The organism is Methylobacterium oryzae, assembly GCF_021398735.1.
GTDB lineage: Bacteria > Pseudomonadota > Alphaproteobacteria > Rhizobiales > Beijerinckiaceae > Methylobacterium.
This window is the reverse complement of record NZ_CP090349.1, coordinates 197,031-216,259: the sequence shown is the minus strand read 5'-3', so window position 1 is coordinate 216,259 and position 19,229 is coordinate 197,031. Positions and strand designations below refer to the sequence as shown.

At 67.4% G+C, this 19,229-nt stretch carries 21 protein-coding genes and 1 pseudogene; 11 read left to right on the top strand and 11 right to left on the bottom strand.

Features of this window, described 5'->3' with window-relative positions; all coding sequences use genetic code 11:
- Positions 1–615: 615 nt before the first annotated feature.
- Complete coding sequence (locus LXM90_RS01005; protein WP_234081535.1) at positions 616–846, top strand: hypothetical protein; 231 nt, start codon at positions 616–618, stop codon at positions 844–846.
- A 1,212-nt stretch (positions 847–2,058) separates the two neighbouring features.
- Here the strand turns inward: LXM90_RS01005 and LXM90_RS01000 are convergent.
- The gene (locus tag LXM90_RS01000; protein ID WP_234081533.1) at positions 2,059–2,286 is read right to left on the bottom strand and encodes a hypothetical protein; all 228 of its coding nucleotides are present in this window, start codon (positions 2,284–2,286) and stop codon (positions 2,059–2,061) included.
- 491 nt (positions 2,287–2,777) lie between these two features.
- A protein-coding gene (locus LXM90_RS00995) for an IS3 family transposase (protein ID WP_085986785.1) occupies positions 2,778–3,961 on the bottom strand; the annotation gives its coding sequence in 2 pieces (ribosomal slippage) (positions 2,778–3,676 and positions 3,676–3,961; 1,185 coding nt in all).
- 139 nt (positions 3,962–4,100) lie between these two features.
- Between LXM90_RS00995 and LXM90_RS00990 the strand changes: the two genes are divergently transcribed.
- A complete protein-coding gene (locus LXM90_RS00990) occupies positions 4,101–4,649 on the top strand; it encodes a hypothetical protein (protein ID WP_234081532.1) in 549 nt (182 codons plus the stop codon).
- 21 nt (positions 4,650–4,670) lie between these two features.
- Here LXM90_RS00990 and LXM90_RS00985 read toward each other — a convergent pair whose 3' ends face one another.
- Positions 4,671–5,096 (bottom strand): hypothetical protein, encoded by a 426-nt coding sequence (locus LXM90_RS00985; RefSeq protein WP_234081531.1) that lies wholly within the window; start codon positions 5,094–5,096, stop codon positions 4,671–4,673.
- Positions 5,097–5,161: 65 nt separating this feature from the next.
- Here LXM90_RS00985 and LXM90_RS00980 point away from each other — a divergent pair, with 65 nt between their 5' ends.
- The gene (locus LXM90_RS00980) at positions 5,162–5,365 is read left to right on the top strand and encodes a hypothetical protein (protein WP_234081530.1); all 204 of its coding nucleotides are present in this window, start codon (positions 5,162–5,164) and stop codon (positions 5,363–5,365) included.
- Positions 5,366–6,166: 801 nt separating this feature from the next.
- Here LXM90_RS00980 and LXM90_RS00975 read toward each other — a convergent pair.
- On the bottom strand, positions 6,167–6,355 hold the full coding sequence (locus tag LXM90_RS00975) for a hypothetical protein (protein ID WP_234081529.1): 189 nt from the start codon (positions 6,353–6,355) through the stop codon (positions 6,167–6,169).
- 48 nt (positions 6,356–6,403) lie between these two features.
- Entirely contained in the window at positions 6,404–6,664 is a 261-nt protein-coding gene (locus LXM90_RS00970; protein ID WP_234081527.1) for a hypothetical protein, read from the bottom strand.
- Here LXM90_RS00970 and LXM90_RS00965 point away from each other — a divergent pair.
- From LXM90_RS00965 to LXM90_RS00950, 4 genes are all read left to right on the top strand, one after another.
- Positions 6,663–6,944, top strand: a complete 282-nt coding sequence (locus LXM90_RS00965) for a hypothetical protein (protein WP_234081526.1) — start codon at positions 6,663–6,665, stop codon at positions 6,942–6,944. The genes LXM90_RS00970 and LXM90_RS00965 overlap by 2 nt on opposite strands.
- A 155-nt stretch (positions 6,945–7,099) precedes the next feature.
- Entirely contained in the window at positions 7,100–7,516 is a 417-nt protein-coding gene (locus tag LXM90_RS00960; RefSeq protein WP_234081525.1) for a GlcG/HbpS family heme-binding protein, read from the top strand.
- Positions 7,517–7,678: 162 nt separating this feature from the next.
- Positions 7,679–8,233: a hypothetical protein gene (locus tag LXM90_RS00955; protein WP_234081524.1), complete on the top strand. Its 555-nt coding sequence runs from the start codon at positions 7,679–7,681 to the stop codon at positions 8,231–8,233.
- Positions 8,234–8,394: 161 nt separating this feature from the next.
- A complete protein-coding gene (locus LXM90_RS00950) occupies positions 8,395–8,937 on the top strand; it encodes a fasciclin domain-containing protein (protein ID WP_100253358.1) in 543 nt (180 codons plus the stop codon).
- A gap of 37 nt (positions 8,938–8,974) precedes the next feature.
- Here the strand turns inward: LXM90_RS00950 and LXM90_RS00945 are convergent, their stop codons facing one another.
- The 5 genes from LXM90_RS00945 to LXM90_RS00925 all read right to left on the bottom strand — a co-directional run bounded on the left by LXM90_RS00945 (position 8,975) and on the right by LXM90_RS00925 (position 12,439).
- Complete coding sequence (locus LXM90_RS00945) at positions 8,975–9,709, bottom strand: anti-sigma factor (protein ID WP_234081522.1); 735 nt, start codon at positions 9,707–9,709, stop codon at positions 8,975–8,977.
- Positions 9,706–10,263, bottom strand: a complete 558-nt coding sequence (locus LXM90_RS00940; RefSeq protein ID WP_234081521.1) for a sigma-70 family RNA polymerase sigma factor — start codon at positions 10,261–10,263, stop codon at positions 9,706–9,708. The genes LXM90_RS00945 and LXM90_RS00940 overlap by 4 nt, the downstream gene beginning before the upstream one ends.
- A gap of 219 nt (positions 10,264–10,482) precedes the next feature.
- Positions 10,483–11,202: a cytochrome c biogenesis CcdA family protein gene (locus LXM90_RS00935; RefSeq protein WP_234081520.1), complete on the bottom strand. Its 720-nt coding sequence runs from the start codon at positions 11,200–11,202 to the stop codon at positions 10,483–10,485.
- A gap of 7 nt (positions 11,203–11,209) precedes the next feature.
- Complete coding sequence (locus tag LXM90_RS00930) at positions 11,210–11,599, bottom strand: thioredoxin family protein (protein ID WP_234081519.1); 390 nt, start codon at positions 11,597–11,599, stop codon at positions 11,210–11,212.
- Positions 11,600–11,638: 39 nt separating this feature from the next.
- Positions 11,639–12,439 (bottom strand): pentapeptide repeat-containing protein, encoded by an 801-nt coding sequence (locus LXM90_RS00925; RefSeq protein ID WP_234083092.1) that lies wholly within the window; start codon positions 12,437–12,439, stop codon positions 11,639–11,641.
- 182 nt (positions 12,440–12,621) lie between these two features.
- On the opposite strand from LXM90_RS00925, the gene LXM90_RS00920 reads away from it, so the two are divergent.
- Positions 12,622–13,296 (top strand): Crp/Fnr family transcriptional regulator, encoded by a 675-nt coding sequence (locus LXM90_RS00920; protein ID WP_234081518.1) that lies wholly within the window; start codon positions 12,622–12,624, stop codon positions 13,294–13,296.
- A 429-nt stretch (positions 13,297–13,725) separates the two neighbouring features.
- On the opposite strand, the gene LXM90_RS00915 is transcribed toward LXM90_RS00920, so the two are convergent.
- Positions 13,726–14,553: an outer membrane protein gene (locus LXM90_RS00915; protein ID WP_234081517.1), complete on the bottom strand. Its 828-nt coding sequence runs from the start codon at positions 14,551–14,553 to the stop codon at positions 13,726–13,728.
- Between the two features lie 381 nt (positions 14,554–14,934).
- On the opposite strand from LXM90_RS00915, the gene LXM90_RS00910 reads away from it, so the two are divergent.
- The 3 genes and pseudogenes from LXM90_RS00910 (at position 14,935) to selB (ending at position 19,129) form a co-directional block, all read left to right on the top strand.
- Complete coding sequence (locus tag LXM90_RS00910) at positions 14,935–15,405, top strand: MarR family winged helix-turn-helix transcriptional regulator (protein ID WP_234081515.1); 471 nt, start codon at positions 14,935–14,937, stop codon at positions 15,403–15,405.
- A 70-nt stretch (positions 15,406–15,475) separates the two neighbouring features.
- Positions 15,476–17,086: pseudogene (locus LXM90_RS31975) on the top strand (ABC transporter substrate-binding protein).
- A 57-nt stretch (positions 17,087–17,143) separates the two neighbouring features.
- A complete protein-coding gene (selB, locus tag LXM90_RS00895; protein WP_234081512.1) occupies positions 17,144–19,129 on the top strand; it encodes a selenocysteine-specific translation elongation factor in 1,986 nt (661 codons plus the stop codon).
- The last annotated feature ends 100 nt before the right edge of the window (positions 19,130–19,229 follow it).

Below are 19,229 nucleotides of genomic sequence, written 5' to 3'. Positions count from 1 at the left end.
GGCAAGGCAGGAGGCTCCCGGTTCGTTTTGGGTTCAACAAGCCGAGAATGAATTCTGTGCTGTGCGACAGAATGGCTTGGGCTCGAGAGCAGAAGCCAACACCCGTATCCGTAATCCGAGAGAACCTATCCAAGCGTAAGTTCAGCTACGTGGCTCGAGCATCTTAAGCGATTGTTAATCATTTTCATTAAGAAATTGTTAGGAGCTAAAACCTCGGCAGGCAATCATGCTGGACACCATTTTCTAGATGGCAGTAATCGTTGCTATCTCGTGCGGCATTTTCATTATCTGCCTTGAGCTCTACGAGGAATGGGCGCAGGAAATTCAAGCCACCGATGAAATAGCCGGTTAAGGCCGCGCTTGACGGCGGAGTGAGGCCACAACCTCACCTTCGCATCCCAGAATGTCCAACAGCGGCAGTCGCTTGCCGATGGCCAAGATGTGTGGCGCCGCACAAAACCTGGCGAACGATCGGTAGCGTATGCCGTTGAGAGGTCACAGCCGGCCAAGCACAGCCGCCGCGATCAAGACCGCCGAACCGACGATCTTCCTCACGCGACCCGACTGACCGGATGGCTTCCCCGTGAAGTCAAACGAACCCGCATGGAGATTGTCATGAAGCTGCATCTGCTCGCCGCTGCCGCCCTGGTTGCCGTTGCTACGCCTGCCCTGGCCCAGGGCATCGACAGCAAGCACAGCCCCTATCCGGCTTCGGCCTACTCGGGCTACGTCGGCAACGCCTCTGTGGTCCTCCCAGAGCTCTCGGTGACCCACTTCCGGCCTGCCCCGGCCTATCGCTACTCGGGTCAGCATGCCGGTGGCCCCGCCGACGCCCTCGCCCGCTAACGGTGTCGGACGGCCGGGACAGCCTCAATGGCTGCCCGGCCTGTGGACTGCAGGTGTGCTTCACGATCTCGCCGTGTTCGGCGCGCCTCCTGAGCGCCCGAGAGGTGGCAGGCCGCTGATCTCTCCGTCAGAGGGCGCACCGCATGCTGAACACCATCCTGGCGCTTCTCGCTGTCCTCACCGTGATGGCCGCCCATGCCCTCTACAGGCTCGTGCGCCTACCCTTCAGACTTCTGCGCGGCCTATTCCGACACAAAGCCCCGCGGACCCAACTGACGGCGCGCTAACCCACCTTCAGCATAATGCTGTCGAGCCGCGTCGCGTAACGGTCAGGCTCGCCGCTGGTGAGATCCGGGGTTCCCCCGCCGTCTGTGATCGGATCAGGCGGCGGGGCCGAACCGACCGGCGTCGAGCAGGTGCTGTCGTTTAAGACCCTCGACCGGCTCGCCCGCGAGCTCTTCGCTGAGGTGCGGGCACAGCCGTATCGGAAGCCTCTGAGCAAGCCCAGCGGGGATGCGAACGGCGGCGTCGGCGCTGACCTGCTCAAGTGGCTAATAAATCGTTCTCCGGTCTACACTCTTAGAAATCGGGACCTCACTCTCCGGCAGCTTCACACGCTGGTCGGCACGCAAATTGCCACTCCCGGTTTGGCCAAGGAAGAAACTGTCGAGGAAGCCTCACGCCGCTGGAGCCAATCATGCTCTACCCGCTGTACTTCCTAACCTGTCTCGCAATGAACCCCGCCCACTGTGAAATGCGGGTTCAACACTTCGCTGAAATCTCGACTGCCCAGCAGTGCCTAATGATCGCCCAGCCGAGCATGGCCGCTTGGCAGGCGGGGCACGATCGCTGGCGGGTAGCTCAGTACAGGTGCGGCAAGCCACCGAAGGACGACGGCACTCGGATCTGAACGCCCAAAGGGTCGCCGCCGCTCAGGAGATTTCGATTGAGACCGCTATCCAGGACGTGGGACATCCAGTCAGGCTGACACAGCGACAGGGAAGAACGGGGCTGCTAGAGCAACGCTTCTCACTGCTGATGTGCCCGAGGCGTTCGCGACGCCACACGGCACTGTTGCGGGCGGACACGCGGCGACAGGCGGTGTGCGGGCCAGTTCCTCGCATCCCGTTCGTGATGACTCGGCCGGGCGGTCGCGTGAGGGTCGGCGCATGCGGGGGAACTGGACACCGCGGAGCGCCGGCTCAAGGCCTATTACTGCAGGCGGGATGTGCCGGTGTTGGCCCTAATCCAGTTGGGCGCCAGGATGTCGCCGGCCTCCGTGATGATCCAGGGCCTGGCGTCCTCCGCGTCGATCGCCTCGGCCGCAGCAGCCAGCGCCGCGCGGAGGGTCGAGAAGCTGCGAGCGTCGGCGACGTGAGCCGGCGTATGGCCTGGCCACACGGTGAGTTCGGCGGGCTTGTCGAGGTCGGCCAGGGTCATCGGTTCGCTGGGGTTCACGGCGGGCGGGGCTTATGCCGCGGGGCTGTGGCTGCTGGTACCCGGTCGCACGCTTGCGGCCGGAGGGATGGCTATGCGTGGGCGCGCATTGCCAGGAAGATCAGGCGGTCCTCGGCCCTGGCCGGGGAACACGCACCTCAACCATCTGTCCGGTGAGCGGATTGAGGATCAGCATGGCTGCGTGTCTCCGGTGGGTGTGCCGGTAGAACGTCGTCACATCGCGGTAGGAGCGAGGCGATCCGAGCAATTGCGCCGAGTTGGTGAACCGTTCGTTTACTCTAGTGCCGCGGCGGCCAGGGACGGGTGGCACCTCTCCACGCGCAGGATCAGCCGAGCAGGTCGCCGAGACAAAAGGACAATCCGGCTGTAGCATAGCCTGACTCGGTCACATGACGCGTCACGACGGTCATGGTGCCAAGCAGATCTATCGTGATGAACAGTGATCCTCCCTCGGTGTCGCGGACACAGAGAGATCATTTCGTGGTCCTCTCGGCTTGCTCGGGCGTAAGATAGCCGAGTGCCGAGTGGATGCGTTGCCGATTGTAGTAGCCCTCGATGTAGGCGAACAGATCGCGCCGCGCTTCATCCCGGGTCGCCCATCGTCGTTGATGGACGAGCTCGACCTTGAGTGTGTGGAAGAAGCTCTCCATCGGGGCGTTATCGTAGCAACAGGCGGTCCGACTCATGGACGGCCTGGCCCCCATTGCGGCGAGCTGCTTCCGATAGGCCTCGGCCGCGTACTGGCTGCCGCGATCCGAGTGGCAGATGAGCCCGGCGGCCGGCCGCTGCCGCTGGGCGGCCATCATCAATGCCGCTACGCTCAGCTCAGCGCGCATGTGATCGCGCATCGACCAGCCGACGATCTTGCGCGTGGCCAGATCGAGGACGGCGGCCAGATACAGCCAGCCCTCGCCGGTCGGCAGGTAGGTAATATCGGCCAGCCAGACCGTGTTTGGCCGCGCGGCCGAGAAGTCCTGCTTCAGGAGGTTTGGGGCGATCGGAAGATCGTGCCGGCTGTCGGTCGTACAGGGCCGGAACCGACGCCCCGCCAAAGCACGGATGCCGTGCCGGCGCATGAGGCGCTCCACCCGTCCGCGGCTGACAGACCGGCCCTCGGCCCGCAGGGCGGCATGCACGCGCGGGGAGCCGTAGCGCCGGTGATGGGCGGCATGGATGCGCCGGACGTCGTCCAGGAGTTGGCGGTTGGAGGCCGAGCTGGCGCTCTCAGGCCGTGACCGCCATCCGTAGAAGCCGCTGGGTGAGACTCCGAGCACGCGGCACATGAGACGCACCGGCCAGGTCCGCGCATGCTGCTCGATGAAGGCGAAAGTCACTTGGGCATCTCCGCGAAGATGCCGATGGCTTTTTTTAGCACGTCGCGCTCCATGCGCGTACGGTCGAGCTCACGCCGCAGGCGGGCGATCTCGGCGGCCTGATCGGACGGCGAGGCGACCGGGCTTGGTGGCGCACTCCCCGTCGATCCGGCCGGCCGCGGCCGGGGTAGGGCCCCGTTCAGCGTGGCGCGCCACTGCCTCAGCATCGAGGGCTGGATCCCGAGCTCGGCCGCGACCTGCATCTGTGGCCGGCCGCTGCTCTCCAGCAGGGCGACCGCTTCGCGTTTGAACTCGGGCGTGAACTCGCGTCTCGTCTTCGCCATCCGACACCTTCCCCGCTCAGCATGAGCGTATCAGAGGTGTCCGCGATGCCGAGGGAGGATCATCCCGGCGCTCACCTACTTCTCCGAGCGGTTCGGTGGCCGCGATGCCTACCTGACTCTATTCCCGCTCGGCCACGTCATGCGGGCTAACCTGTTCTGCTACCGCGATCCCGGCGATGCCTGGGTCGCTGACCTGCGGCGGGATCCGGCGGCCACCCTGCGGGCGACGATGCCGCGCCTGCCCGCCGCCTGCCCCGACCTCGCGGTCGCCGGGCCCCTAGAGATCCGGCCTATCGACCTCGTTCGGACCGAGGAAGTAGAGCGCGACGGGTTGGTGGTGATCGGCGACGCCTTCCAGACCGCTTGCCCGATCCCTGGGACCGGGGTCGGCAAGCTCCTCACCGATGTCGACCGGCTCGCCAACGTCCATGTGCCGGCTTGGCTCGCTACGCCAGGCATGAGCCGGGACAAGATCGCGGCTTTCTACGGCGATCCGGTCAAGAAGGCCTGCGATGCGGAGAGCCTGCGCCTCAGCCACTACGCCCGCAGCCTTGCCGTCGAGAGCGGTGCGGTCTGGCGGGCTCGGCGTCTGCGCAACCGCGTCGCCCGTACTGCAGCCTATGCAGCACGAGGCGGATGGAAGGCTGTAGCGTCCGTGGTTCAGGCCTTGATGCTGGCTGGCGGTTGAAGACCCGGCTCGTTCCTCCCATCACACGTAGGGACCGCCGAATAGGTCCCCGAGCGCCTTCCTGCGGAACAGAGTGCGCCAGCGCCGTCGCTGATGCTCCGGCCGGTCGTGGATCATGTGACATCGCTGGCAGAAGGCCGCGAGGTTGGCGTCCGCGTTGTTCGAGGTGTCGTGGTCCCGGTGGGCGGCGGCCAGAACGACCCGAGTCCGGCGTGCCTGCCTTAGGATATCGGCCTCTATCGAGATCCGGATCCGACGCCCCCAACCATCACGCCATCGGCCGGCGTCCGCGTCCCACAAGCGCCCGTCGCCCAGGTGGTAGACCATCCGTCCGTGCGGACGACCGCAGCCCTCGCAGCAGCCTTTCGCCCGGCCGAACCGGATTACGGCCGAGAGCTGCGCCCAGTCGATGGGGTAGAAGAAGCGGTGCTCGGGCCGGATCGGCATGGTGGCGACACTCTGCCACCGGTCAGAGCGAAAGCGTAGCGGCAGAAGGCTGCTACGAATGGCATATGGACCTGTCCGACCTTGAGTTCTGGGCTTTCCTCGCGGTGGCGATCCCGGGCCTGCTCCTGCCGGTCATCATCATTTGGTGGAAGGGCCGACCCATCGTCCCGATCGCCCTGCTCAGCCTCGTGTTCTGGCCTGGCGCGCTGGTCCTAGCGCTTCGACTGCAGCGTCGGCCGGCCGAATTGAAGCTGAAAGCCGACGAATAGGTTAGCCGGGCCATGGTGTGGGAGCGCACCTAAGCGGATCCGTCGGCCTGACTTATGCGGCTGCTGCGGCCCTGACCGGTTGCGTGCTGCGCCGCGAGTGCCTAGTTTGGCGCTGCGGGACAGCGATGGCGTCGCCGTCCCGCAGCCCTTCTTGGGCGTTTCCTCCCTAGACTTCAGGCCGCTCCTTGTGGGCGGCTTTTTCTTGTCCGGGGTGCAGTTCGTAGCCGGATGCCTCTGGCAGCACAAGCACAATTGTGCGCCACCAGCTTACAGGTAGCGTTTTCTTGCCGACCCTGAGCTGGAGTATATCTGGGGCCTCGACACCGATGAAATGGGAGCCAAGCAGAACAGCTGGACCTCCGCCCCGCAAGAGGAGCAGCCTGCATCCTCAATGCGTGTGGTGGAATGCCTTCACTCTTGCTGTAATCACAGCCGTACTGTTGCCGTCCGCTACCGCTCCTGCTGTGTCATACAGGGCTGGCCACGGCTCGACGACGCGCCGACGGCGCGTTTCAATCTAAGGGCTGGGGATGCGACCTCGGCGTGCCGGCGTACCGCTTCGTCATCCTCGGGCAGCCATCGTGGGCGCTGTAATGCATCATCGCCACGCCTCCCTGCCCTGAGTAGAGCCCTTGGGTGCGCACTTGGCCGTGACAGGTCGGACAGCGCTTCTCGGCGGCGCGGTGGTGGGCGTGTGCCTCAGCTAGCGGCACGAGCTGCCACGTACCGTCGATCCGCACCTCGCATCCGGTCTTGTCGGGTATTGCCATGGTGCACGAGTGCCATGGGGAGACGGTGCTGTCAGCCTCGCCGAGCGCGATCTGCTTCCTCGGCAGCCACGGCTTCAACTGCCGCGATCACGCTCTCCAGCTCAGCGACCTGACGTATTGCACTCTGTGCCGGCATCCCATCGTGATCGGCCATCGCGAAGATGAGATCGCGCTGGTGCGCCTTGAGGCGATTGAGGAGGGCGTCGAGCTTGTCGGACATGGGCGGCCTGTAAAGGCCCAGTACATGCCTCGCAATGCGACGCGTTCTTCAACTGCGATGCCGCTCGTGGCGCCAAATCGCGACCGCGACACGCCGAGCCTCATAGGTCTGCCGAAGGGTCGTTCCGAGTCCGCCCTGGCCTTCCGGCGAAAAGGCGTAAATCAGCACCCCGTCCGGCCCATAGTTCCGTTGCATCTCGGCTCGCCAGAGGCTGTCGGCGGCTGCGAGGGCTGACTCGGTCAGAGCGAGGCGGGCAACGTCCGGCGCAGGTGCTTGATGAGCGTTCATCTCTCTCAACGTGCTGATCATGCAGAAGGTCCGCCTCGATACCCGCGCCGCGCAGCCAGCGTACCCGTGCTATCAAGTAAGGATGAGCGACGCCGATACTTTCCGTGAATTGTGGGCCCTGCTGGACGCCGTTCCAGCCGTATCCCAGGTGCAGACACCGGAAGAATGGAAGATCGCGGTGAGTGCGGCAATCGATGCCTTGATCGACGAGCCGGAAGTGATCATCCCCACACCGGATGATATCGGCAACTTTGAGCAACCGATTTCCGGGCAGACTAAGGTTCCGAAGCTGCCAAGTTAAAGGGTGAGGTCCACCTTGCCTCGACACCGGCCCCGACGACCTCCATCTTGAGCCCATGGCCACGCAGCACGGCCGGACCTACGATCCGCAGGAGGAGCCAGCGCCCCGTGGCGGCTGTTTCCGAGCTTCACACGACCGCAATCCGACGGTGTCCCATGCATCAGCGCACCTGCCTCGACGCGTCCGACGTGCGCATCCTCATGGCTGCGGGACGCGCAGAGGCTGAACGGCGCAGCCTTCCGGTGGCGTTCGCGGTGGTCGACGAGGCAGGCGTGCTGCTCGCTCTGGAACGCCTCGACGGCGCGCGGCTCCACACGCCGGAGGCGGCTTGGTTGAAGGCTCGGACGGCCGCGATCACGCGCACGTCGACCCAGGATCTACAAGGGGCGGTACAGGCGAACGCGGCGCTTCTCGCCTTTCCAGATCGCCTACCTCTGACGGGTGGATTGCCGCTGCTGGTAGGCGACGAGGTCGTGGGCGGCGTCGGCTCGTCGGGTGGCGAGCCCGAGGACGATCTAGCCGTGTGTCACGCCGTGTACGAGGCGCTCCGACGGCTGCCCCTCCCTGGCTAAGCGGCCGCGATTTGGCTGGACGCACGCAACGGCGCCCACGTCATCATCAGATGACCTGGCCGCATCAGCCGATGGGGACGCCAACGCCCTGCCGTAGCTCGGCCGTTTGTGTCTTGCGTCGATCCGGTATGGATAGGGGGCCTCTCATACGGAGGCGCACCCATGTCGGACGAGACCGAGACCCCCGAACCCACCCCAAGGCGTCCAGGCTGGACACCCGCGGCCCGGAAGTCCCGCAAGGGCATGTCGAAGCGGCAGAAGCACAGCCTCGACGCCCATGCCGAGACCGAGGGCGAGCGTCGCGAGAACCGTCTGAGGACCGGCACGCCGAAGCGGGACGACGTGGGTAGGGCGATGCTGCATGCGGTGCTGCGGGTCCTGCACCGGCGACCGGACCTTAAGGAGCCACAGGCCCTGCGACGCCATGCGATCCGATTGCTCGAGTTGGCGCTCTTCGACAAGGAAGAAGCCGAGCGGGTGATCGCCGACATGATCGTGCGAGCCGACCACGATCGAAGGGAGTGGATCTGCGGTCGCAAGTTCCGGGTGTGGCGCGATGGCAGGTACCAGGGGCCTCGCCCCGAACGAAAGGGCGGCCTGAAGGGCAAGGTTCGATCGATGCCGCGCCGGCCGGACGGCACGATGCCCTGGACGAACACGACGCCCCGCCCACCGGGCTCGAAGCGCCGGAAATCATCATCGGATGACGCCGCCTGAGCGGTCATCGGCTGACCGATACCACCGGGTCACCGCAAACGAGGTCACTTGCGGTTTCGGACGCATTTGCGGTGGCTTCGGACAGGCCTGAAACTTTTCCCCCGCCGAGCCCCGTAGGCCCCTGCGACGCCCCTGGAGGGGCGCAGTATCAGGGAGACACCATGTCCAAGACCCTTCTAAGTCTCGCTCTCGGCCTCAGCCTCGTCGCTGCGCCGGCGCTCGCCAAGAACCCGATGGTCGGCGGCGCGCCGATGTACGCCCAGAAGACCATCGTGGAGAACGCGGTCAACTCGAAGGATCACACCACGCTGGTCGCCGCCGTGAAGGCAGCCGGCTTGGTCGACACGCTGAACGGTCCGGGCCCGTTCACGGTGTTCGCGCCGACCAACGCCGCCTTCGCCAAGCTGCCGCCGGGCACGGTGGAAAACCTCGTGCAGCCGCAGAACAAGGCGACGCTGACGAAGATCCTGACTTACCACGTGGTTCCGGGCGTCTACACCGCCAAGGACCTGATGGCGCTCGCCAAGAAGCCTGAGGGGCAGAACCAGCTCACCACCGTCGAGGGCGAGCCGCTCGCCGTCTCGGCAAGGGGCAAGAAAGTCTACGTCACCGACGTGAAGGGCAACACTGTTCCGGTGACCATCCCGAACGTGATGCAGTCGAACGGCGTCATCCACGTCGTCAGCGGCGTGCTGATGCCCTGATCGCGGGGGCGGGCGCCGGCAGAGGCCGGAGCCCGCCTCATTCGCGCAGGAGCTTTCCGGAATAGACGACCGGGCCTGTCGGCGCACCGGTCGGCGAGCCGCCCTTCGGCTCAACCGACACCGCAAGGGTCGCACCCTCCGCACCGGCACGGAGGGCGGCCGGCACGGGCAGGCGTGCCGCCGGGTCAGTGACGAGACCTAGTGAGCGCGGCGCAGCATTCGCCCCCACGAACCAGAGCTCCAGGCTGCGGTCCGGCGGCGTCTCCGCCGTGAGACTGCGGACCTGCACGGTGCCGCCGTCGAGATCGACGCGCACGATCAGCGCCGGCAGGGTGCCGCCGCGGTCGACCACGGCGAGGTACTGATGGTCGGTGGCGGAAGGCCGCGGCCCGACCGCGAGCCAGAGGGCGAGGCCGGCCGCGAGCGCGGTCGCAGCCCCCGCGGCAAACCGCCAGATCCGCAGCCCGCGCTCCAGCCTGCGGACGGTCGCGCCACCGGCATCGACCACAGGTGAGCGAGCCGTCCCGATCCTGGCCTCGATTGCATCCCATACGTCGGGCGCGGGCTTGACCGATGGGGCCGTCGCCGTGAGCGGCGCGAGCCGCGCCTCCCAATCGGCCACCGCCGCGCGAAGGGAAGCGTCCCGCTCCATCGCCGAGGCGAAGGCGGCGCGCTCGTCGGCGGTTAAGGTCCCGAGGACGTACTCCCCAGCTGCGCCGCTGGGGTCCTCCGCCCAGAAGGGCGCGGCGCCCGTGCCAACATCGCCGCTCATGTCGCCTCCAGGCAGCCGCGCAGGCTCATGAGGCCGCGGCGCAGCCACGTCTTGACCGTGTTGACGGGGCGGTCGTGCCGTGCCGCCAATTCCTCGCGTGACCAGCCCTCGCAATAGGCGAGGACGAGGCAGTCGCGCTGGGCGGGCTCGACGGCTTCGAGGCAATGCGCGAGGGCGTCACGGCGGGCGAGGTCCGCCTCGCCGTCGCTTGTATCGGCGAGGCGTTCGAACCAGTCCTCGTCGGCCTGGGTCAGGCGGGTGGCCTGATCCTGCCGAAGGCGGTCGATGGCCTTGTGCCGGGCGATGGCGCCGAGCCATGCGGTCGCGGGCCCGGTCCTCGGATCATAGGTGCCTGCACGCTGCCATATGCGCACGAACACCTCCTGCAACGCATCCTCGGCCGCGCCCCTGTCCCTCAGGATACGGAGTATGATCCCAAGAAGTTTCGGGGCGGCGGCGTCATAGAGCGCGCGCAGGGCTAGGCGGTCGCCCGTGGCCACGGCCGCGATCAGCCGCGCGAGGTCCGCGTTTGCAGGAGTCCCCACGTTCGGCACGGTTCCTCCCTTGCCGCGGGAAAGCGAATTCCGGCGGGCTCCGGCGCATCGGCCGGTTCAGGATATACCTATGGCATGGCTTCGTCCGGAGGGACACGTGCGAGCCGTCAGAAGGGTTCGCGCGGCGCCCGCCATCGGCCGCGATACCCTTCTCACCGCCGCTCGCCGTTTGCCGGCCCAAGCACGGTTTGACGAAGAGTGTCTACGGCGTGCCCGCCATCAAAGCCGGGTGGTCAGGTTCGTAAGCCAGGCCGGCGAGGCGTTGACCAGGACGGTCTCCGCGGCCTTGTCGTAGCCCGTGGCGATCATCAGGCCGGTGGCCACGAGGATGGCGCCCAGGGCGACCTTGAGCCCCTTGCCGAGCCCCATCATCCGGTCGCGCCAGCGCATCAGCACCTCGCGCGAGAGCGTTCCGAGGAGCAGGAGCGGCAGGGCGGCGCCGAGACCGAACAGGAGCATCGTAAGTGCCACCGTGCCCAGGTCCCGCCCCTGCGAGGCGAGGAGGGACGCGGCGCCCAGGGTCGGCCCGACGCAGGGGCTCCAGACCGCGCCGAGCAGCAGCCCGACGCCGAACTGTCCCAGAAGCCCGGCGGTCGAGAAACCGCCGAAACGGCTCTCAGTCCAATTGCTGACCGGACCTGCGGCGACGGCGAGCCGGGTCTGGGCGGCCGGAACCAGCAGGACAAGCCCGATCAGGACCAGCATGATGGCCGCGACGGTGCGGAAGACATCGACGTCGAGGCCGATGGCGAAGCCCACGGTCGCCACGACCAGCCCGATGGCCACGAAGGACAGCGCGAGGCCGGCGGCGAGGGCGGCGGGGCCGAGCCGGTGCTCCGATGCCGCGGCACCAAGCACCAGCGGCAGCAAGGGCAACACGCAGGGGGACAGCACCGAGAGGATGCCGGCCAGGAACGCGAGGCCGAACGTCGTGGCCATGGCCGATCTACAACGCCTTCTCGACGGCGCCCTCGATCCACTCCGGCTGGGTGTCACCGACCGAGCGCCCCGTCTCCTTATCGCCCTTGAAGGTGATCAGGGTGCTCTGCGTCGTCACGCCGAACCGCTTCAACACGTCCTTGCGGCTGTCGAAGTCGACGTCGAACACTTGGAGATCCCTGAACCGGGGTTGGGCTTCCAGCTTGGCGAGGATCGGCTTTTGCGCCGCGCAGACGGTGCACCACGGCGCTGTGACGTGGACGAGGATCGGCTTGCCCGCCTTCTGGGCCGCTTCGAAGGCGTCAGGGGTGAAGACGGCCTCAGCTGCATTCGCAGCGGTACCGAACATCAGGGGAGCGGCGGCCAGGGCGCCGAGCAGGAAGCGACGGGTGGTCATCGGCTATCTCCTTTGATGGGTCGAGGCGGAACGGGCGGCTCAATTAGTTGCCTGGGTGACGGCACGGTCTACGTTCAGGCGCTCGGCCCAGTCCTTGGCCTCGGACTGACCCTTGAGACCAATGAGCCGGGTTCCGCTGACATCGACGTTCTTGAAGTCCGCGCCCGTGACCGTAGCCCCGGTCAGGTTGGCGCCTGACAGGTCCGAGCCCATCAGCACCACGTCGGTGAGGTCGGCATCCTTGAGGTTGGCATACTGAAGGCGCGACCGGCCGAGGTTGGCTCCCTTCAGGTTCGCGCCGGAGAGGTTCACCGAGGTGAACACGGCACGCATCAGACCCATGGACTGGTTCTTGATGTCGGCCCCGCCCTTGAGGTCGACCAGTGTCGCGCCGCTCATGTTGGCGCCTTTGAAGTCGCCGATCGGCATGGACCGGCTGAGGTCCGCACCGCTTAGATTGGCGTCCCGGGCGGTGATCCCGAACATCTTCGCGTCCGCGAGCTTGGCACCGGACAGGTCAGCCTTCAGGAACCACGCCTGTTCGAGATTCGCGCCGCTGAGGTCGGCGCCACGGAGGTTGACCTTGTTAAGGCGCGCCGTCCGTAAGTTGACCCCCCGGAGGTTCAGCCCTGAGAGATCGAGCCCGGAGAGGGACTTGTCGTGCAGGTCGATCGGCTTGCCGTCCGCGGCCTTGATTATCGCCTCGACGTCGGCGCGGCTCATCTCGGCCTTGGTCATGGCGGGCGAGGACATGTCCGCCCCGAGCAGCAGGTCCTGCTCGGCCGCAGCGGGGCCGGCGGCGAGGGCGGCGAGCATGAAGCTGAGGGCGAGGCGGCGCATCGGTTCACTCCCGGCGGCGCCACACATGGCGGGCGCCTTATCGTGTTCGTTGTGGCGCGATGCTATGCCGGCCCGCTGCACCCGGTCGGTGACCCAGGTCACACAAGTCCGGCGCGGCGGGAGAAAAACGCAACGCGAGCCGGACGATCAGCCCGTCGTCATGGCCGGGGGACTGTGCCGCCATGACGGATGCCCACAAGGTCGAACGTTGGATCGACCGGTTTCCGCTGCTTCAAGCGCTCAGCCCGGCGCAACTGCAGATCGCCCGGGGAACCGTCCATTTCCCGATCCTGGACGCCGGCGCCATCGCCTACGAACTCGATGGCGAGTGCGCCAACTACCTGATGTGCCTGGAAGGCCGCACGCGCATCTTCCGGATGTCCGAGGGCGGGCGCGAGGTGCTGATCTACAAGGTCGGCCCCGGCGGCACCTGTGCCCTGACCACGCAGTGCCTGCTGTCCGGCGGCACGTTCCCGGCGCAGAGCGTGGCCGAGGAGAAGACCGAGTTGGCGGCGCTGCCGGTGGGCACGTTCCAGCACCTGATGGGCGAGAGCGCCGCGTTCCGCAACTTCGTCATGGACGACTACACGCGGCTGATGTCCGGCCTGTTCACGCTGATCGACGAGGTCGCATTCGCGCCGCTGAAGCAGCGCCTCGCGCAACGGCTCTTGGCCGAGGCCGATCCGCGGGGTGTCGCCGCGGTGACCCATCAGAAGCTCGCGGACGACGTCGGCAGCGTTCGTGAGGTAGTCAGCCGCATTCTGGGGCAATGGGCAGAGACGGGCCTGATCGAACTTCGTCGAGGCGCAATCGAGATCGTTGACCGTGCCAGCTTAGCGGCCGCAGGTCGGCACTGACTTGGGCGTGGGGTGTCTGCTTTCGCGGCACGGGCGGATCGAGCTTTTCGACTGAATAGGGTCGGAAGCAAGATGGCCGTTCAGGGTGGTTTACGGCCGAGACGCTCTCCGGCGCAGACCCGGACGAAGCGGACGCTCCGGGATCAACTGGAGCAGGCGAACAGCGACTGGTCGGCCATAGCTCTTCGCAGCGGCTCCCGAGCACTCGTTCGGCATATGCGGCACCGACTTGGTAGTGGTGGTATAAAAACACCCCAGGAGTGGGGGCCCCCAGGGTGTAGCCGACCTCGCGGCCAGTTTGATCGGGCTGGTGATACGAAGGTCCGCCGGAGGGCTGCTCTCGTGCGGCGGAAGGCGACGAGGAGGACCAACTACCCCTCGCCCACCGTCGCATCTCCCGGCACAGGGCCGGGAGCAGCTCGACGGATCTCAGTATGAGCCGAACTTGAAGTTCAGGCCGGCGCGGGCGATGGCGCCCTCGGTCCGGAAGCGGGAGATGTAGCCGATCCCCGGGCCGCCGACGGAGCCGACCAGCAGGTTGTGGCTGCCGAGGTCGTAGCGGAGGTACTCGGCCTTGATCGTCACAGCGTTCGACCGGAAGAAGTTCAGGAACGAGTCGGTGGGCAGGGCGTACTCAATGCCGCCGCCGTAGGCGTAACCGGTGTCCATCCGCGAGCGGCTGCCGAAATAGGTCAGCGGCGCGGCGGTCTGGAAGCCGACGCGCTGGGTCACGTCGCCGTAGGCAAAGCCGCCGGTGCCGTACACGAACACCCGGTCGAAGGCGTAGCCGACGCGGCCGCGGACGGTGCCGAGGAAGCTCAGGTCCGTCCGGTACGTGTTGGTCAGGACGTTCGGGTTGAAGGCCGGGCGGAAGATCGACTGCACGCCGGTGCGCTGCAGATCCATGTACTGAGCGTCAGCCTCGATACCGACGACGATGCCGGAGCCGGGGGTGAACTGGTAATTGTACCCGACCTGACCACCGGCAGAGAAACCGTCCTGTGGCAGGCGGACGGCCGGGCTGCGCAGCAGGTTGTTCACGTTGCTCTGCAGGGCTCCGATGCCGACGGTCCGGATCGTGTCCGACTCGGTGTAGGCGTAGCCGGCGTTGATACCGAAGTAGGCACCGGTCCAGGTGAAGACCGGGACGGGGGTGAACACCGGCGGCGGGGCGGCGCGGCGCGGCAGGTCGGCGGCCGAGGCGGCGCCGGTCAGAGCAGTGCTCGCAACCAGAATACCAAGCAGGTTTTTAATCACAGCAATCTCTTGTTCGTGACACCAATCGCGCCGCAAGTTAGACGATAACGTACCGCGCCGATGTACCATCCAAGTCACATCGCGAGCTAAAGCTGCTTCAAGTCATTTTCTGATGCCGGCTAGACTAAGGGATCCGACTAGAAGACGGCAACGACATTGCCGCATCTGTTCAGGGGCAAGGTAAACGTATCAGGCCGGCCTTTAATCCTCCCCCCTTCTCTCTCGTGCCAAAATTTCACCATTTCCGGTCCTGCCGACCCTATCGCCGCGCATTTGGGCGACCTGCGCGCCGGTGTCGTTCTCCGATGCGGCCAGGGAAATCGACGGGTTGACAGCATCGTTCACGCGTGAATGATTCAGGTCTGAACGGAGCGCCGCTCAATGGCGACATCGACCAAGCAGCCTGGGCTCAGGCTTGACGACCAACTTTGCTTCGCCCTTTACGCCGCGACGAACTCGGTCGTGCGCGCCTACCGGCCGCTACTGGGCGAGCTCGGGCTGACCTACCCGCAGTACCTCGTCATGCTGGCGCTCTGGCAGGACGGCGTGACGGCGGTGCATGACCTAGCCACCCGGCTGCAACTCACGTCCAGCGCGATCACGCCCCTGGTCGACCGGCTGGAGGCTGCGGGTTTCGTCACTCGCGCCCGTGCCGATGACCGGCGCGTCGTCCTCGTCGCCCTGACGGAGACGGGCCGGTCGTTGGAGGTCAGGGTCTCGGAGGCTCAGCAGGCCGTAGTCTGCCGCACCGGGCTAGGCGACCGCGACCTCGCCGACCTGCGCCAGGAGTTGAAGGAACTCGCCGACCGCGTCGCTGCGACGGGCATGGCCCGGGACGACAACCCGGACTGAGGATGCACCGCGTGCAGGCGGCGATGCTCCCTGCGGAGGCGAATTTTTCCTGCGTGGGTTCGACGGCGGGATGGCCGGCGACCCGGGCGGATCTATCGAGGGCCATGCGTCATTGCCGGCGCCCTCCAACTTGTCGGCTCGCGATGGGCCGGACGATGCCCGCGCGCCATGCGGGTCGAACATAGGAGGAGACATGGACGCGCAAGCGACCGGGGATCCGGGGGGCGGCCAGGCCTGGGGATCCCACAACACGGTGACGGTGGTCGACCCGTCGCCGGTGAACTGGCTTTCCATCACGTGGAATACCATGGAGGAGGCCAACCGCGTCGACCACGACGGCATCGGCCAGCCGAGCCTCGCCGAGAGCTGGCGCTGGCTCGACAAGGAGACCCTCGAACTGAAGACGCGGGACGCGGTCTACCAAGACGGCGAGCCCTTCAACGCGGCGATGTTCAAGCTCGGCTTCGACAAGGTCCAGGAATGGACCAACCCGCACCCGCCGGGCGCCTTCCTGAACTTCGCCCGGGACGTGACTTGCGAGGCGGTGGACGACCGCACCATCCGCATGCGCTTCCCCGGCGGGGACTCCGCGGCGCTGATGAAGCTGCGCGGCATGCACCTGCCGTCGACGCGGTTCTGGAACGAGTGGGGCTTCGTCGACCCGAAGACGGGTTCGGCAGAAGGTCATTGGTGAGTCATCGACGCGCCTGGTCCGTGGGGGACTGGCCCGTTCGTGCTTACCGAGGGCGTCTCGCTCATCGATAGCCGCTCCGACCGTGTGGTCATGGAGCCCAACCCGACGTACTGGAACCCGGCCCGTAGGCCGACGGTCCGGATCGTCTACGACAACGTCATCGGCAAGGCCGAGGGCATCAAGTCGGTGGCGGCCGGTGACGGCCGGGTCGACGTGGTGTTCGACCTGACGCCGGACGAGGCGCATGCCTTCCCGGCAAGCGACAAGGGCAAGATCCAGACGAAGAAGGCGAAGACGATCCTGACGGGCGTCTTCAACGAGAACCGTCCGGACTCGCCTTGGCGCAACCCGGAGGCCCGCCGGGCCCTCAACCTCGCCATCGACCAGGCCTTCGTGCTGGAGCACGGGGCGCACGGCTACGGCGAGGTAATCCCGGCCTTCATCCAGCCCGGCCGCTACGGCGCGGACCCGGACATGAGGCCGATGCCGCACGACCCCGAGGGTGCCAAGCGCACGTTCGACGGCCTGGGGCTTAGGGGACGGGAACTGGTCTTCGTCGCCTCGCCCGCCTGGAAGAGCGTGGTGGAAGCCATCGGCCAGTGCCTTGCCAAGGTCGGCCTTGGCTGCCGCTTCGTCAGCGACCGGGGCGACCTGCCGGAGGATTTCGACGTCAAGCTCGAATGGTACTTCGACTGGACGCCGCAATATCCGGTGGCCTGCGTGCACCGGGAGTTCTTCGGGAAGGACGCGACCCTGCGCCGGGGTCCGGAGGATCCGAGGTTCGACGCCCTCTACGACAAGCTCCTGCATACGCCAGAGACCGGGACGGAGGGCGTGGTGCGCGAGGTGGAGCGGTACCTGCAGGACGAGGCCAAGGCCCTGTTCCTGTACTCGCCCTTCACGCTGTTCGCGGTGTCGGACCGGGTGGAGTTCACGCCCTACGACACCTGCATGTCCGAGCTCGCCGAGACCCGGATTAAGGGTTGAGGCGGAAGGCGGCGCGGGGGCTCCCGCGCCGCCACCTCTCGCGGACGAGAAGGCCGCATGATCGTCGCCACTGCCGGCCATATCGACCACGGCAAGACCGCGCTGGTGAAGGCGCTCACCGGCATCGATGCCGACCGTCTGCCCGAGGAGAAGGCCCGGGGCATCACCCTCGACCTCGGCTTCGCCTACGCGCCAAGGAACGGTCGCCTGCGGGTCCCGCTCGGTTTCGTCGACGTGCCGGGGCACGAACGCCTGGTGCGCACCATGGTGGCGGGCGCCACCGGCGTGGCCTGCGCGCTCCTGGTGGTCGCCGCCGACGACGGGGTGATGCCGCAGACGCGTGAGCACGTCGCCATCCTCGACCTTCTCGGCGTCGACCGGGGCGTCGTCGCGGTGACGAAGGCCGACCGCGCCGATTCGGACCGCATCGCGGCGGTGACCGCGGAGATCCACGCCCTCCTCGCCGGCACCGGGCTCGCGGAGGCACCGGTCGTAGCCTGCTCGGCGCTGACGGGATCGGGCATCGACGACCTCGCCCGCCTGCTGGAGGCCGCGGCGGCCTCCCACGCCCCAGCAGGGGCGGATCGCGGTTTCCGGCTCGCAGTCGACCGGCGCTTCACCGTGCCCGGTGCCGGGTTGGTCGTGACCGGCGCAGTGCACGCGGGCACGGTGAGGGTGGGCGACCGGCTCCTCGTCTCGCCTGGCGGGCGCGAGGTCCGGGTGCGCGGCGTGCGCGTCCACGACGCGGTGGCCGAGACCGCGCGCGCCGGGGAGCGCTGCGCCCTGAACCTGGCCGGTCCCCGGTTGTCCCTCGACGACGTGGGTCGGGGCACGTGGGTCCTGGCGCCGGACCTGCACGGCCCGGCGACCCGCCTCGACGTCTCCGTGCGCGTGCTGCCGCACGAGGGTCGGCCCCTGCGCCACCGTACCTCGGTGCATCTCCATCTCGGGGCGGCCGCGGTGACGGGACGGTTGTTGCTCCCCGAGGCTAGGTCGGTCGAACCGGGCGCGACCGCCCGGGCGGTGATCACGCTCGACCGCGAGATCGGCGCCCTGGCCGGGGACCACTTCGTCCTGCGCGACGTCTCGGCGATGCGCACGCTCGGGGGCGGTCGGGTGCTCGACGTGGACGGGCCGCGCCGGGGCGCCTGGACGCCAGAACGCCGGGCGGTCGTCGCGGCGCTCGATACCGTGGATGACGGTCGCGCCCTCCGAGGCCTCCTCGCCACCTCCGGACCCGGGGTCGACCTCGCCCGCCTCGCCCGCCTGCGCAATTTGCCCGCGGCGACGCTTGACGCCCTCGTCGCGGAGGAGGGTGCGGTCGTCGCGGAGGATGGCCCGCGGCTCGCGTTCCAGGGTTCGCGAATCGCCGCGCTGGCCGCGCGCGTGGTGTCCGAACTCGCCCGGACCCACATGGCGCAGCTCGACAACCCCGGGCTCGCTCATGACGAGATCGCATCGACGGTGGAGGCCGGGGAACGTCCGGCCCTCCCGGCCGCCCTCGACGTCCTCGTCCGGACGGAACGGCTCCTGCGATGCGGCGCGCTCCTGCACTTGCCCGGCCACGTGGCGCGCCTGCGTCCGGCCGACGCCGTCGTCTACGATACCGTTCGCGCCGTGCTGGAGGAGGCGGGCTTGGACCAGCCCCGCCTCACCGTGCTCGCCGAGCGCCTGGGCCTCCAGCCCGACGAACTCCGCCGCCTCCTCGACAAGGTCGGCCGGCTCGGCTGGCTCGTGCGTGTCTCAAAGAACTACTACGCGCTGCCGGAGGCAGTCTCCGAACTGGCGCGCATCGCGGACGCGGTGGCGCGGGAGCATCCCGAGGGCCTGCTGACGGTCGGGCGATTTCGCGAGACGGCCGGCATCGGCCGCAACCTGACCATGCCGCTCCTGGAGTTCTTCGATGGACGGGGGTTCACGGTGCGGATCGAGGTGGGACGGCGCATCCGCGCCGATTGGCGCGTCCTGGCCCCCTCGAACTGGCATGACGCCGCGCATGGAGGGTCGGGGCTGGATCCCGCTGTCATGCCACCGTCGGCATGACGGCGGGAGCGCCTTTCCCGGCCCGAGCTGAAACCTTTCCGGACGGGCCTCCGTACAGGTCGGCATACGCCCGGCCAGGGCGCGGCGCGGGGCCCTGCTC

Bases quoted from the DNA above. Each gene is read 5' to 3' on its own strand.
- LXM90_RS01005 (WP_234081535.1), top strand. From the start codon at position 616: ATGAAGCTGCATCTGCTCGCCGCTGCCGCCCTGGTTGCCGTTGCTACG.
- LXM90_RS00980 (WP_234081530.1), top strand. From the start codon at position 5,162: ATGGACCTGTCCGACCTTGAGTTCTGGGCTTTCCTCGCGGTGGCGATC.
- LXM90_RS00935 (WP_234081520.1), bottom strand. From the start codon at position 11,202: ATGGCCACGACGTTCGGCCTCGCGTTCCTGGCCGGCATCCTCTCGGTG.
- LXM90_RS00925 (WP_234083092.1), bottom strand. From the start codon at position 12,439: ATGCGCCGCCTCGCCCTCAGCTTCATGCTCGCCGCCCTCGCCGCCGGC.
- LXM90_RS00955 (WP_234081524.1), top strand. From the start codon at position 7,679: ATGTCGGACGAGACCGAGACCCCCGAACCCACCCCAAGGCGTCCAGGC.
- LXM90_RS00950 (WP_100253358.1), top strand. From the start codon at position 8,395: ATGTCCAAGACCCTTCTAAGTCTCGCTCTCGGCCTCAGCCTCGTCGCT.
- LXM90_RS00985 (WP_234081531.1), bottom strand. From the start codon at position 5,096: ATGCCGATCCGGCCCGAGCACCGCTTCTTCTACCCCATCGACTGGGCG.
- LXM90_RS00990 (WP_234081532.1), top strand. From the start codon at position 4,101: ATGCGGGCTAACCTGTTCTGCTACCGCGATCCCGGCGATGCCTGGGTC.
- LXM90_RS00920 (WP_234081518.1), top strand. From the start codon at position 12,622: ATGACGGATGCCCACAAGGTCGAACGTTGGATCGACCGGTTTCCGCTG.
- LXM90_RS00975 (WP_234081529.1), bottom strand. From the start codon at position 6,355: ATGTCCGACAAGCTCGACGCCCTCCTCAATCGCCTCAAGGCGCACCAG.
- LXM90_RS00945 (WP_234081522.1), bottom strand. From the start codon at position 9,709: ATGAGCGGCGATGTTGGCACGGGCGCCGCGCCCTTCTGGGCGGAGGAC.
- LXM90_RS00910 (WP_234081515.1), top strand. From the start codon at position 14,935: ATGGCGACATCGACCAAGCAGCCTGGGCTCAGGCTTGACGACCAACTT.
- selB (WP_234081512.1), top strand. From the start codon at position 17,144: ATGATCGTCGCCACTGCCGGCCATATCGACCACGGCAAGACCGCGCTG.
- LXM90_RS00960 (WP_234081525.1), top strand. From the start codon at position 7,100: ATGCATCAGCGCACCTGCCTCGACGCGTCCGACGTGCGCATCCTCATG.
- LXM90_RS00965 (WP_234081526.1), top strand. From the start codon at position 6,663: ATGCAGAAGGTCCGCCTCGATACCCGCGCCGCGCAGCCAGCGTACCCG.
- LXM90_RS01000 (WP_234081533.1), bottom strand. From the start codon at position 2,286: ATGACCCTGGCCGACCTCGACAAGCCCGCCGAACTCACCGTGTGGCCA.
- LXM90_RS00970 (WP_234081527.1), bottom strand. From the start codon at position 6,664: ATGATCAGCACGTTGAGAGAGATGAACGCTCATCAAGCACCTGCGCCG.
- LXM90_RS00930 (WP_234081519.1), bottom strand. From the start codon at position 11,599: ATGACCACCCGTCGCTTCCTGCTCGGCGCCCTGGCCGCCGCTCCCCTG.